Source organism: Phyllobacterium sp. YR620 (genome assembly GCF_900104165.1).
Lineage (GTDB): Bacteria > Pseudomonadota > Alphaproteobacteria > Rhizobiales > Rhizobiaceae > Phyllobacterium > Phyllobacterium pellucidum.
This window is the reverse complement of the sequence record NZ_FNJP01000008.1, coordinates 76,671-88,402: the sequence shown is the minus strand read 5'-3', so window position 1 is coordinate 88,402 and position 11,732 is coordinate 76,671. Positions and strand designations below refer to the sequence as shown.

Sequence of the window (11,732 nt, the reverse complement as noted above, 5' to 3'; positions counted from 1 at the left end):
GATAGGCCAGAAGACCATCATCGCCCCGTCCGTGCTCTCGGCGGATTTCGCCAGGCTCGGTGAAGAGGTAGAGGATGTCATCGCGGCTGGCGCGGACTGGGTGCACCTCGATGTCATGGACGGACATTTCGTCCCCAATATCACCTTTGGTCCGCAGATCATCAAATCGATCCGCAACCGGACGAAAGCCATCTTCGATTGTCATCTGATGATTGCTCCGGCCGATGCCTATCTTGCCGCATTCGCCGAAGCCGGCTGCGACATTATCACGGTTCATGCGGAAGCCGGACCACATCTTGATCGCTCGCTGCAGGCGATACGCAACCTTGGCAAGAAGGCCGGTGTCTCATTGAACCCCTCGACCCCCGAGAACGTCATAGAATATGTCCTCGACCGCCTCGACCTCGTCCTGCTGATGACCGTCAATCCGGGTTTTGGCGGACAGGCTTTCATTCCTTCGGTTATCGACAAGGTACGCAGGGTCAAGTCCATGATCGGCAGGCGTCCGATCCATATCGAAATCGATGGCGGTGTCACACCGCAGACCGCGCCACTCGTAGCGGCAGCGGGCGCCGATGTGCTTGTAGCGGGTTCTGCGATATTCAAGGGAAATGGCAAGCTCGCCTATGCTGACAATATCGCAGCAATCCGTCATGCTGCCGACGCGGCAATGCACGCGCGAGCGGCTTGAACGGAGGCGAGGACAATGGCGGCGATCCCACCCGTATGCGATTTCGGCTGGAAGGCTTTCGACTCCCGGCTCACCGGTATCGATGGAGAGACACATTCGATCCTGGCGCAGGCCGGTCGAAGGGGACTGGTGGTGGCTTTCATTTGCAACCATTGTCCTTACGTCAAAGCGGTGATCAAACGCATCGTGCGCGATGCCCGGGATCTCAAGGATTTCGGCATTGGTTTCGTCGCGGTCAATGCCAACGATGCGGCGGCCTATCCGGCCGACTCTTTCGAAAACATGCAACGCTTCGCCCGCGAGCATGACTTTCCATTCCACTATCTTCATGACGCCGATCAAACCGTGGCACGCGCCTATGGAGCGGTCTGTACGCCCGACTTTTTTGGGTTTAATTCTGCCGGGGAATTACAGTATCGCGGCCGCCTTGATGCATCGCGCAAGGAGGAAGGCGATACCGATCTTCGCCGCGATCTTTTCGAGGCCATGAAACAGGTCGCAAATTCAGGCCAGGGCCCGCGCGAACAGGTCGCTTCGATCGGTTGCTCGATCAAATGGCGCGAACCGGCATGAATGCGGGGGAACGCCGCCGCGTTCAGCGGCGGCATTGCGCTTATTTCGAATACTGCTTCAGGTAGGCTTCCAGATTGGCGATATCCGTATCATCCTTCAAACCGGCAAAGGCCATCTTGGTGCCTTTGACCTTGGCTTTCGGATCATGCAGGTAGTCTTTCAGGCTTGCCGGGTCCCAGACGAGACCACCCTTGCCAGCCTCGACCATGGCAGTCGAATAACTGAAGCCAGGATGTGTTCCGGCAGTCCTGCCGAACAGGCCGAACAATGAGGGCCCGACCTTGTTCTTGTCGCTATCGGCGACATGACATACCGCGCATTTCTTGAAGACCGTTGCACCTGCCGTGGCATCACCCTCCTGGGCCCGCGCTCCAACAGCTGACAACGAAACAATTGATAGACCGATAAGTAGGGCATTCTTGTATCGCATGGCATTTCCTCATTTTCGCCAAGGGTGCCCTGGACGAAGACTGGCACCAATTTCCATGCATTGGCGTCCACCATTTAGAACTCTTCCAGAGTTACCCGCCGTTCCTGAGAAGTCAATCGCTTACACCGAGAAATTGCGGGCCGATTTTTCCATGCTCGCCGTGATTGACGTTCGCATACGGGAACCGTAACCTGTTGCAATATTTCTCATTCGGGCACCTTGAGAAATCCGATCAGCGTGACTGAGTCTTTCTCGCGCCGGACGTGCGGCTGAGCGTAGGAAGACCTCGGCAGAAGGCGGGAGGTGCCGACAATGAATGTGATCGATCTCGTCCTGACAATATGCCTTGCGTCGAATCCCTCGAGTTGTCGGGAGGAGCGGCTGCATTTCGAAGACCGTGGTGGCCAGCTGAACTGCATGTTTCTCGCCCCTGCCGAGATCGCGAAATGGTCGGAGCTCCATCCCAAGCAGAAGGTAGTCCGCTGGAAGTGTGATTATCCGACAGATGAACGCTCGCTGTGAGGAGAGCGTCGTGATTCGCGTATGCGTACGGGCATTTTTCAGTCTGGCAATTCTGCTTCTGGTTTACGAAGTGGGCATCACCCGCGCCTTGGCTGCCGAAACGGTACGGATCGGGGTTCTCAAGTTTGGCACGGTGAATTGGGAACTTGATACGATCAAGTTTCATAAATTCGATGAGAAGCACGGTATCGATCTCGATATCCGGTTCTTTGCTGGCGAGGATGCCACCAACGTTGCGATGATGGCCGGCGACGTGGATATCATCGTCAGCGATTGGTTATGGGTATCGCGCCAGCGATCGTCCGGCGAGGACCTGACATTCGTCCCTTACTCAAGTTCGGTGGGCGCCATCATGGTGCCAGCACAATCGCCCATTAAAAGCCTTGGAGACCTCAAGGGCAAGAAGCTCGGGGTGGCCGGTGGTCCCCTGGACAAGAGCTGGTTGCTGATCCAGGGTCTGGCGAAACAGCAGTACGCGTTCGACCTTGCTGCTGAGAACGAGATTATCTACGGCGCGCCGCCCTTGCTGGCCGAAAAGGCGATGCAGGGTGAGCTCGATGCGGTCCTGAACTTCTGGAATTTCTGCGCGCGGCTCGAGGCAAACGGTTTCCGCCGCCTGCTGAGTGCGAATGATGCCGCGAAAGCGCTTGGCGCGTCCGGCACCACTTCGGCCATCGGTTACATCTTTCATGAAAAATGGGCGAAAGCGCATCCGCAGGCCGTTGCCGGCTTCATTGCGGCCAGCCGCGACGCCAAGGCATTGCTGGCAACCTCGGACGAGGATTGGCGGCGCCTCGCCCCCGTCGTGAGGGCCGAAGGCCGGGAACTGGACGTTTTGCGTGATCGCTACCGGGAGGGAATCCCCGACGATACGATCGAGGAACAGCAGGCGGATGCCACGAAGCTCTATTCTGTGCTTGCCGAACTCGGTGGGCCGAGGCTGGTAGGCCCGGCCAAAACGCTGGCGGCAGGCACGTTCTGGGGAGACGAATGAATGGGGCTGGCAAGCGCTGAATCCGACCGCATGCAACGGGGAAGGGCACCGGCAGATCGCAGCAAACTGACCTCGCCGATCATGATCGCAATGTCTTTTGCCGTCCTTTTGGCCGCCTGGCATTTCGCTGCCGTTACATGGCCAAGCCGCTCCCTACCGGGTCCGGTGCCGGTCTTTCAGACTTTCCTGCGCGAAACGGCGAGCGGTGATTTGCCTTACCATCTTGGCATGACGCTTTGGCGCGTCGCGGCATCGTTCGTCCTCGCCATGGTCATAGGCTCGGTCATCGGTGTTTTCCTCGGCAGTTTCCGGCGCGCCGACCAATTCTTCAACCCGTGGCTCATCCTGTTTCTCAACATTCCGGCGCTCGTCGTCATCGTCCTCGCCTATATCTGGTTCGGCCTCAACGAGGTGGCGGCGATCGGTGCCGTGGCCGTCAACAAGATCCCGAACGTTATCGTCACCATGCGCGAAGGCACGCGCGCGCTTGATCCGCGCTATGCCGAGATGGCAGCCGTCTATCGATTTGGACCCCTCGATCGGCTTCGCCATATTCTCCTGCCGCAATTGCAGCCCTACATCGCCGCTGCGTCGCGTTCGGGTATTGCCCTGATCTGGAAGATCGTACTCGTCGTCGAACTGCTCGGCCGGTCGAACGGTGTCGGTTTCGAGATCAACCTCTTCTTCCAACTTTTCGACGTCGCGGCGATCCTGGCCTATGCGCTTGCCTTCGTCGCGGTCATGCTTTTCATCGAACTCCTCCTGGTACAACCCCTTGAACGCTCATCAACTCGCTGGCGCCGCCGCGCGGCTTAAGGTCAACATCGAAGAGAAATCGTTCCGCACCTCGGATGGCGGCACGATCGAGGTGTTGCGCGACCTCAATTTCGAGGTGGGGGAGAATGAATTTGCCTGCGTGCTGGGACCCTCCGGATGCGGCAAGACGACGATGCTGCGCATCCTGCTTGGGCTTGACCGGGAGTTTCGCGGCTCCGTCCAGCTGCCTGGAAAGGTGGAGGCGCGCATGGGTGCCGTATTTCAGGAACCACTTCTTTTGCCCTGGCGGACCGTGGAGCAGAACGTTCGGCTTGCCCTCCCGACGCACCTCCGCGACACCAGCCTGGACCAGCTTTTCGCAAGTCTTGGCCTCGCCAAGATGCGGGGGTTCTACCCTTCAGAACTTTCGCTCGGCCTTGCACGCCGCGCAGCAATCGCCCGGGCATTGGCTATCGAGCCCGATATTCTCCTCCTCGATGAACCGTTTGTTTCCCTCGATGCCTCGACTGCCCAGCAATTGCGGCACCTCCTGCTTGGCGTTTGGTCGGACCGCCCGACGACGGCCCTGATGGTCACGCACAACCTGCAGGAGGCGATCATGCTTTCCGACCGCATTGTCGTCCTCTCCGACAGACCGACCCACGTCCTTGGCACGTTCGACATCCGGCTGCCGCGCAATTATCGCAACGAACAGATAAATGCCGATCTGCTGCGATCATTCCGGGAGAAATTCGCCGGCATAAGGACTGAACCATGATTCCAGCGCCAACCCGGCGAAGCATCATCAAGACAGGGATGCTCTTCGCCTGTCGCGGTATGATGCATTCCGGCTTCGCAAGGGCGCAGTCATCACTGACGGTCAGCGAGATTGCCCCCGGCGTTTTCGCTTTCAGGGGTGTTCCGGCCCTCATGCTAGCCGCCAACGAGGGGAAGATCTGCAATCTTGGCTTCATCGTTGGCAATGAGAGTGTCGCGGTCATCGATAGCGGAGGAAGCACGGCCGAGGGAAGGGAACTCGTCGCTGCGATCCGCGCCGTGACTGACAAGCCGATCCGCTACCTGATCAATACCCACATGCATCCGGATCACATCTTCGGCAATGTCGCTTTTGCCGAGACCGGCGCGACAATTGTCGGGCACCACAATCTGCCGCGAGCCCTTGCCGCCCGCGGCGAATTCTATTTGCAGAGCTATCGCGATGCCATGGGCACTGCGCTGATGGCAGACGTCAGGATCATGCCGCCGACACAACTTGTCACCGACGTCGTTGAGATCGATCTTGGCGGGCGCAGACTGACGCTTAAAGCGTGGAAGCCTGCCCATACGGACAACGACCTGACGGTTTTCGATCAGCAAACCGCAACGTTCTTTACCGGCGACCTTTGCTTTCTCGGGCATCTGCCGACGATGGATGGATCCTTGCGCGGCTGGATGGCCCAACTCGGCGCCTTGGCATCCATCGAGGCCCAACGTGCAGTCCCGGGCCACGGCGACGTGCCGGCGAACTGGCCGCAGGCGCTCGACGCCGAGCGTCGCTATTTCGACGTGCTTGCCGCGGACATCCGCAAGGCAATTGCCGATGGGGTGCCAATGGCCAAGGCCGTCACGACCGCGGCCAGAAGCGAAAGAGATAATTGGCATCTCTTTGACGACTACAATGAACGCAATGCGACGGCAGCCTTCGCCGAACTCGAATGGGAATGATGGTGTTGTTTGCCAGACAGTTCGGCGTGGTGGTATAATGGTGGCTGGCCGGGCACCGCCAAAACTTGGTGGAGGCAAAGCATGACTTTTGATTTCACAGATCGGCGCAGCCGTTTTGCGATCGTGTTGTCGTTGGCATTTCTTGGTGGCTTGGCGCCGAACGCCATGGCGCAAAGCGCTTCCGGGCCGGAACCGACGACCTGGAACAGCCTCAAGGGTGACGTGTTCGGCGCGAAGCCGATCGAGCCAGCCGATGGCATCATCAGTATCGAGGCACCGAAACGCGCGGAAGATGCGGCGATCGTTCCGGTCGATCTGCGGTTCAAGACCGACCCCGCGTCAGGCAGGCTGAAGGCCGTTACCCTTATCGTCGATGAGAACCCATCGCCCGTCGCCGCGGTCTTTCAGTTCGGCAAGGATGCCGGCGTCACCCATCTCGCCACACGTTTGCGCGTCAACGCCTACTCTTATATCCGGGCGATTGCTGAGACCGAGGACGGCAAGCTTCACATGACCGAGACCTTCGTAAAGGCTTCGGGCGGCTGTTCGGCTCCGGCAATGAAGAACCAGGACGAAGCCCTGGCTTCGCTTGGCCAGATGAAGCTCAAGGTTTTTCCGTCGACGGCTGCGGGCACCGAGCCGATGACGCGCGCCACGGAGATGCAGTTGATGATCCGGCATCCTAACAATTCCGGGCTGCAGATGGATCAGGTCACGCGCTATTACATTCCGCCGCATTTCATCGACGGGTTGACGATCACTCAGGGCGATCGCTTGATCATGTCCATGGTAGGCGGCATATCGATCTCGGAGGATCCGAACTTCCGCTTCGACTTCAACGCAAAGCCGGACGAAGACATCAAGGTCGATGCCGCGGATACGAAGGGCAAGAAGTTCCAGAACGAGTGGCCGATCCAGTCATCTACCCTTTGAGGATCAGAAGCAGCGCACGTCAGCCTCTGCCTGCGCCCGCTTCAACTCTGCGTTTGCAGCCTTGGCCGGCGCACTCTCACGGAACAGTGCGCCGTTCTCGCCAGGAACCAGTCCCATCTGCTTGAAGGTCTCAGCTGCCTCGTAGTGAGGATAGGTCACGACGGAGGCAATAACGTCAATGGAACACGAGCAGCGCTGCAGCATATCCCGGTTTTCGCCATTGGATTTCATGCAGGCGTACACGTATTCTGCGACCGTCGCCGTGGGGTAGTCTGACGCAGCATTTGCCGGCAAAGTGAAGCCAGATATTGCAACTGCTAACAGGGCGAATTTGGCAACTCTGAACGCGGCCATGGCATTTCTCGCTTTCGTGGCGTTGAAATATACATTTTCCAAGTAGATAGCAAAAGATAACAACGATCTGCAAACATTTATGCCGGTTTTAAGTATCAAATTGTGTGACAGCCGTAAAAAGCAGAATATATGAATAAAATAGGCGGGTTACTGCAGTGCAATAGAAGTATATTGCAATGCAGCAAATATAAATTGATAATCCTGCTTGCTTAATGCATTTGTTTCTCCTATCGTCGGTTTGTTTCCGGCTTCAAGGACGTTACCGTCAAGGGAGTGGTGACAGTCTTCGTAGGCCAAGCGGGGTGGGCAGTAACGGTGCCCTCTGCTCGCCTGGCTTAGGTCGTGACACGCTGCCGGAAATACTTCCCATTTGCGTGAGCTGATGGAGCGGAGTCGTCGTTTGAGATGGCGCCGTCCGATGGTTCATTAAAGTGAACTTAGGGAGGACTCAGAATGCGTGTACACAAACACTTCATTGGCATTGCACTCGCTACCACAGCCATGACGCTCTCGTTGGTGGGAGGAGCATTTGCCAATGATGATCTTCAGACCCTGTCTTCGGATGCCAAGAACTGGGCTATGCAGACGGGCGATTACGCCAACACTCGATACTCGAAACTGAAGAAGATCACCAAGGACAACGTCAAGAACCTCCAAGTCGCCTGGACGTTCTCGACCGGTGTACTGCGCGGCCATGAAGGCGGTCCGCTCGTAGTCGGCGATGTCATGTATGTCCATGCTCCTTACCCGAACACGGTCTATGCGCTCGATCTCAACAATGACGGCAGAATCCTGTGGCGGTACGAGCCAAGGCAGGATCCGAACGTCATTCCGATCATGTGCTGCGATACGGTCAATCGCGGCGTTGCCTATGGCGACGGCAAGATTTTCCTCTACCAGGCTGACACGACCCTTGTTGCTCTCGACGCCAAGACCGGCGCCGTTGCCTGGTCCGTCAAGAATGGTGAAGCAGCTGACGGCAGCAAGGGTGAATCCGGCACATCTGCGCCGGTTGTCATCAAGGACAAGGTTCTCGTCGGTGTGTCCGGCGGTGAATTCGGCGTCCGCGGTCATCTGACAGCCTATAATATCAAGGACGGCAAGCAGGCCTGGCGGGCCTATTCTATGGGATCCGACAAGGAGACCTTGATCGATCCGCAAAAGACGACCGCGCTCGGCAAGCCAGTCGGACCTGATTCTGGAACGAATACCTGGGAAGGCGATCAATGGAAGATCGGCGGCGGGACGACATGGGGCTGGTACTCATACGATCCGAAGCTGAACCTGATCTATTACGGCACGGGCAACCCCTCGACCTGGAATCCTAACCAGCGCCCGGGCGACAACAAATGGTCCATGACCATCATGGCCCGCGATGCCGACACCGGCATGGCAAAATGGCTCTATCAGATGACCCCACACGATGAGTGGGACTATGACGGCGTCAATGAAATGATCTTGGCCGATGGCATAAAGATCGACGGCAAGGATCGCGATGTGCTCGTGCATTTCGATCGCAACGGCTTCGCCTATACGATGGATCGTGCAACCGGTGAGCTTCTGGTCGCAAAGAAATATGATCCGGCTGTCAACTGGGCGACTGAAGTCGACATGGACAAGAGCAGCAAGACCTATGGCCGTCCAAAGGTCGTAGACAAGTATTCGACCCAGGCTCAGGGTGAGGATACGAATACGACCGGTATCTGCCCGGCCGCTCTCGGTACCAAAGATCAGCAGCCTGCGGCCTATTCGCCGAAGACCAAGCTCTTCTACGTTCCGACGAACCATGTCTGCATGGACTATGAGCCCTACAAGGTCAGCTACACCGCTGGTCAGCCTTATGTGGGCGCCACGGTTTCCATGTATCCGGCTCCCAACAGCCACGGCGGCATGGGCAATTTCATTGCCTGGGATGCTGCCAAGGGTGAAATCGTCTGGTCCATTCCCGAGCAGTTCTCGGTTTGGTCAGGCGCCCTTGCCACGGATGGCGACGTCGTCTTCTACGGCACACTCGAAGGCTACCTGAAGGCGGTCGATAAGAACGGTAAGGAACTCTACAAGTTCAAGACACCTTCCGGGATCATCGGCAATGTCACCACCTACGAACATAAGGGCAAACAATATGTTGCCGTTCTGTCCGGTGTTGGTGGCTGGGCAGGCATCGGTCTCGCAGCCGGTCTGCTCGAAGCCAAGAATGCAGCTGCATGGCATGGCGCAGTCGATCAGGGCAGGGCCCAGGGCGACGAAACCAAGTCAGTCGGAACTGCAGGTCTCGGCGCCGTCGGCGGTTACGCCGGTTTGGCCGACTACACCACGTTGGGTGGTCAGCTGACCGTATTCACCGTTCCTGAATGACAGGAACGATGTCGGACACATTGCGAGCGTGCGCAGGCAGGCTCTGAACAATAGGGCCCGGTCCTTCCAGGCCGGGCCCTTCGTGTCTCAAATGCCGAAACATTGATCAATAACAACCGTGGGCCTGTATCGTGAGATGCTGACCGCGGATTGGAAAGAGGACTCCGGATGCCCATTCGAAAGACATTGCTTGCCGTCGCTGCCGGTCTCGCCCTTCTGGCGAGCCAGGGCAGCACTTACGCCGACGACGCAGCGACCGCTGCAGTCGCATCCGACGCCAACGGCAAATATGCCGACAAAGAGGGAAATCCCACATACAAGATACAGGAAGATGGCACAGTCGACTGGTACACCTATAGCGGCTACCGCCGGTTCAACTCCGAATGCCACGTCTGCCATGGCGCAGATGGGGCTGGTTCCTCCTTTGCCCCGGCCCTCGCAACTTCGCTGAAGTCCATCAACTACGCAGATTTCATGGCGATCGTTGCCGGCGGGCGCAAAAATCTCAGTGGTGGCAATGAGAAGGTCATGCCGGCCTTTGGCGATAACAAGAACGTCTACTGCTACATGGACGATCTTTATGTCTATCTGCGTGCGCGCGCTGTCGGCGACTTGCCGCGCGGTCGCCCGGCGAAGCACGAAAACAAACCCGATGCGGCCAAGGAGCAGGAAACATCCTGCATGGGTGGTTGATATGAATCTGCGCCTCCGCTCTCTTCCGCAATGGATTGCCGCATTATCATTGGCGGCATTCCTGGCATCGCCCTCTACGGCCTTGGCGCAGGGGGCGGGGCTCGGTGCGGCCGGTGAACTTGTCGATCCAGACGTTTTGCGGGTTTGCGCCGATCCCTCCGACATGCCGTTTTCCGACGAGAGCGGCAAAGGTTTTGAGAACAAGCTCGCGGAGCTCGTTGCGGCAAAGACCGGCCGCAAGTCGGTCGCCTACACCTGGTATCCGATGGCAACAGGTTTCGTTCGCAATACGTTGCGGGCGCACCGCTGCGATATCATCATGGGTTACGCCCAGGGCGATGAACTCGTCCAGAACACCAACGCCTATTATCGATCGACCTACGTTCTGGTCTATAAGAAGGGCGCCGGGCTTGATGGCGTGGACAGCATCGAGGATCCGAAGCTTGCCAACAAGAAGATCGGAGTGGTTGCCGGTACGCCGCCATCAGTAAATCTCGCCAAGGCAGGCTATATGCGCAACGTCCATCCGTATCCGCTGATGGTCGATACGCGCCTCGCTCCGTCCATGGCCGAAGTTATGATCAAGGAACTCAAGAGCGGTGTCATCGATGTCGCCATTCTGTGGGGGCCAATGGCCGGCTACTATGCCAAGCAGATCGATCCCGATCTCGCCTTCGTGCCACTCCTCAATGAGAAGTCGGGGCACATGGCGTTCCGCATCACCATGGGCGTGCGCCCGTCCGACCAGGAGTGGAAACGGACGCTGAACAAGGTGATCAGAGAAAACCAGGCGGAGATCAACAAAATCCTGCTCGACTATCAGGTTCCGTTGATCGATGAGAACAATAAGCCGGTGACGCAATAGGATGACGGAGGACGCTTGAAATTGCAGTGGAACCGGCTTGTGGCGGCAGCCGTTCTGATAGTGGCAGGGACAGGCGTTGCACTTGCCGCAGGAACGGTTCCCGAGCCCGACGGTTACAGGACTGAAGCCTACAGGGCGCCGACGCCGACGACGCTGAAGGGCGCAAAGGTGATCACGACCGACGAGGCGGTCGAACTATGGAAGAGCAAGGACGCTGTGTTCGTCGATGTTCTTCCCCATGATCCGAAGCCAGCAGAATTGCCGGCTGGCACGATCTGGAAGGAAAAGATTCGAGAGGACATTCCAGGAAGCATCTGGCTTCCAAATATCGGATACGGGGTCATCAACAAGGAGACTGAGGCCTATTTTCGCAAAGGGCTCAAATCTCGACTAGGTGATGACGTCAACAAGAAGGTGATTTTCTATTGTATGGAGAACTGCTGGATGTCGTGGAATGCAGCCAAAAGGGCGGTTGAATGGGGATACACTTCGGTGATCTGGTTTCCCCTCGGCACCGACGGCTGGACCGCTGCCAAGCAGGCCACACAAAGAAATGAACCCTACTGATTTCAATCCTGCGCCATTGTGGCGTATGATGCTGGAGAAAGATCGGAAATGATCTTTGATTTGAGAAGGAGGAAAGCATGAAGAAAACCTGGACAAAGCCAGTCATGTGCCAAGTTGCTGCCGGCATGGAACTTTCGCGTTACCTGCCAGCGGAACTGAAGGCCAAGAAATAAGCCACATACCTCTCGCCCCACGCACATATCGAGCGTGGGGCGGCCTTCTGGTTCAATCGTAAGCTGAAAGCACGTGCGATGCCTTGCTGTTCGGCTGTGAG

General features: G+C 57.5%; 15 protein-coding genes. 13 read left to right on the top strand and 2 right to left on the bottom strand.

Translation table 11 applies throughout. The annotated features are described in order from the left end of the window. Nucleotide 1 precedes the first annotated feature (1 nt). On the top strand, nucleotides 2-691 hold the full coding sequence (rpe, locus tag BLR72_RS21305; RefSeq protein ID WP_091951980.1) for a ribulose-phosphate 3-epimerase: 690 nt from the start codon (nucleotides 2-4) through the stop codon (nucleotides 689-691). A gap of 15 nt (nucleotides 692-706) precedes the next feature. After that, nucleotides 707-1,264, top strand: coding sequence for a thioredoxin family protein (locus BLR72_RS21300; RefSeq protein ID WP_091951804.1), 558 nt, complete (start codon nucleotides 707-709; stop codon nucleotides 1,262-1,264). Between the two features lie 40 nt (nucleotides 1,265-1,304). Here BLR72_RS21300 and BLR72_RS21295 read toward each other — a convergent pair whose 3' ends face one another. Then, complete coding sequence (locus tag BLR72_RS21295) at nucleotides 1,305-1,694, bottom strand: c-type cytochrome (RefSeq protein ID WP_091924707.1); 390 nt, start codon at nucleotides 1,692-1,694, stop codon at nucleotides 1,305-1,307. A gap of 312 nt (nucleotides 1,695-2,006) precedes the next feature. Between BLR72_RS21295 and BLR72_RS21290 the strand changes: the two genes are divergently transcribed. The 6 genes from BLR72_RS21290 to BLR72_RS21265 all read left to right on the top strand — a co-directional run bounded on the left by BLR72_RS21290 (nucleotide 2,007) and on the right by BLR72_RS21265 (nucleotide 6,624). Further along, complete coding sequence (locus BLR72_RS21290) at nucleotides 2,007-2,216, top strand: hypothetical protein (RefSeq protein ID WP_027232902.1); 210 nt, start codon at nucleotides 2,007-2,009, stop codon at nucleotides 2,214-2,216. Nucleotides 2,217-2,265: 49 nt separating this feature from the next. Then, nucleotides 2,266-3,210 carry an ABC transporter substrate-binding protein gene (locus tag BLR72_RS21285; RefSeq protein WP_244506795.1) on the top strand — a complete coding sequence of 315 codons (945 nt, stop codon included), beginning with the start codon at nucleotides 2,266-2,268 and terminating at the stop codon, nucleotides 3,208-3,210. Nucleotides 3,211-3,291: 81 nt separating this feature from the next. Next, nucleotides 3,292-4,026, top strand: a complete 735-nt coding sequence (locus BLR72_RS21280; RefSeq protein ID WP_175492432.1) for an ABC transporter permease — start codon at nucleotides 3,292-3,294, stop codon at nucleotides 4,024-4,026. After that, nucleotides 3,986-4,744 (top strand): ABC transporter ATP-binding protein, encoded by a 759-nt coding sequence (locus BLR72_RS21275; RefSeq protein ID WP_027232900.1) that lies wholly within the window; start codon nucleotides 3,986-3,988, stop codon nucleotides 4,742-4,744. The genes BLR72_RS21280 and BLR72_RS21275 overlap by 41 nt, the downstream gene beginning before the upstream one ends. 38 nt (nucleotides 4,745-4,782) lie before the next feature. Continuing rightward, the gene (locus tag BLR72_RS21270) at nucleotides 4,783-5,691 is read left to right on the top strand and encodes a quinoprotein relay system zinc metallohydrolase 2 (RefSeq protein WP_175492431.1); all 909 of its coding nucleotides are present in this window, start codon (nucleotides 4,783-4,785) and stop codon (nucleotides 5,689-5,691) included. Nucleotides 5,692-5,772: 81 nt separating this feature from the next. Further along, a complete protein-coding gene (locus BLR72_RS21265; RefSeq protein ID WP_091951796.1) occupies nucleotides 5,773-6,624 on the top strand; it encodes a quinoprotein dehydrogenase-associated SoxYZ-like carrier in 852 nt (283 codons plus the stop codon). A 3-nt stretch (nucleotides 6,625-6,627) separates the two neighbouring features. On the opposite strand, the gene BLR72_RS22585 is transcribed toward BLR72_RS21265, so the two are convergent. Further along, the gene (locus tag BLR72_RS22585) at nucleotides 6,628-6,978 is read right to left on the bottom strand and encodes a hypothetical protein (protein WP_174208438.1); all 351 of its coding nucleotides are present in this window, start codon (nucleotides 6,976-6,978) and stop codon (nucleotides 6,628-6,630) included. A gap of 501 nt (nucleotides 6,979-7,479) precedes the next feature. On the opposite strand from BLR72_RS22585, the gene BLR72_RS21255 reads away from it, so the two are divergent. From BLR72_RS21255 to BLR72_RS22335, 5 genes are all read left to right on the top strand, one after another. After that, entirely contained in the window at nucleotides 7,480-9,333 is a 1,854-nt protein-coding gene (locus BLR72_RS21255) for a methanol/ethanol family PQQ-dependent dehydrogenase (protein ID WP_162737164.1), read from the top strand. Between the two features lie 168 nt (nucleotides 9,334-9,501). Then, entirely contained in the window at nucleotides 9,502-10,026 is a 525-nt protein-coding gene (locus BLR72_RS21250; protein ID WP_051615263.1) for a c-type cytochrome, methanol metabolism-related, read from the top strand. A 1-nt stretch (nucleotide 10,027) separates the two neighbouring features. Next, nucleotides 10,028-10,891, top strand: a complete 864-nt coding sequence (locus BLR72_RS21245; RefSeq protein WP_091951794.1) for a substrate-binding domain-containing protein — start codon at nucleotides 10,028-10,030, stop codon at nucleotides 10,889-10,891. A gap of 15 nt (nucleotides 10,892-10,906) precedes the next feature. Beyond that, nucleotides 10,907-11,458, top strand: coding sequence for a PQQ-dependent catabolism-associated CXXCW motif protein (locus BLR72_RS21240; RefSeq protein ID WP_244506790.1), 552 nt, complete (start codon nucleotides 10,907-10,909; stop codon nucleotides 11,456-11,458). 77 nt (nucleotides 11,459-11,535) lie between these two features. Next, complete coding sequence (locus BLR72_RS22335) at nucleotides 11,536-11,631, top strand: pyrroloquinoline quinone precursor peptide PqqA (protein WP_113280421.1); 96 nt, start codon at nucleotides 11,536-11,538, stop codon at nucleotides 11,629-11,631. The last annotated feature ends 101 nt before the right edge of the window (nucleotides 11,632-11,732 follow it).

What these genes read in the sequence shown, in the direction of transcription:
- BLR72_RS21300 (WP_091951804.1), top strand. Translation starts at nt 707, where the DNA reads ATGGCGGCGATCCCACCCGTATGCGATTTCGGCTGGAAGGCTTTCGAC.
- BLR72_RS21295 (WP_091924707.1), bottom strand. Translation starts at nt 1,694, where the DNA reads ATGCGATACAAGAATGCCCTACTTATCGGTCTATCAATTGTTTCGTTG.
- BLR72_RS21290 (WP_027232902.1), top strand. Translation starts at nt 2,007, where the DNA reads ATGAATGTGATCGATCTCGTCCTGACAATATGCCTTGCGTCGAATCCC.
- BLR72_RS21280 (WP_175492432.1), top strand. Translation starts at nt 3,292, where the DNA reads ATGATCGCAATGTCTTTTGCCGTCCTTTTGGCCGCCTGGCATTTCGCT.
- BLR72_RS21270 (WP_175492431.1), top strand. Translation starts at nt 4,783, where the DNA reads ATGCTCTTCGCCTGTCGCGGTATGATGCATTCCGGCTTCGCAAGGGCG.
- BLR72_RS21265 (WP_091951796.1), top strand. Translation starts at nt 5,773, where the DNA reads ATGACTTTTGATTTCACAGATCGGCGCAGCCGTTTTGCGATCGTGTTG.
- BLR72_RS22585 (WP_174208438.1), bottom strand. Translation starts at nt 6,978, where the DNA reads ATGGCCGCGTTCAGAGTTGCCAAATTCGCCCTGTTAGCAGTTGCAATA.
- BLR72_RS21255 (WP_162737164.1), top strand. Translation starts at nt 7,480, where the DNA reads ATGACGCTCTCGTTGGTGGGAGGAGCATTTGCCAATGATGATCTTCAG.
- BLR72_RS21250 (WP_051615263.1), top strand. Translation starts at nt 9,502, where the DNA reads ATGCCCATTCGAAAGACATTGCTTGCCGTCGCTGCCGGTCTCGCCCTT.
- BLR72_RS21245 (WP_091951794.1), top strand. Translation starts at nt 10,028, where the DNA reads ATGAATCTGCGCCTCCGCTCTCTTCCGCAATGGATTGCCGCATTATCA.
- BLR72_RS22335 (WP_113280421.1), top strand. Translation starts at nt 11,536, where the DNA reads ATGAAGAAAACCTGGACAAAGCCAGTCATGTGCCAAGTTGCTGCCGGC.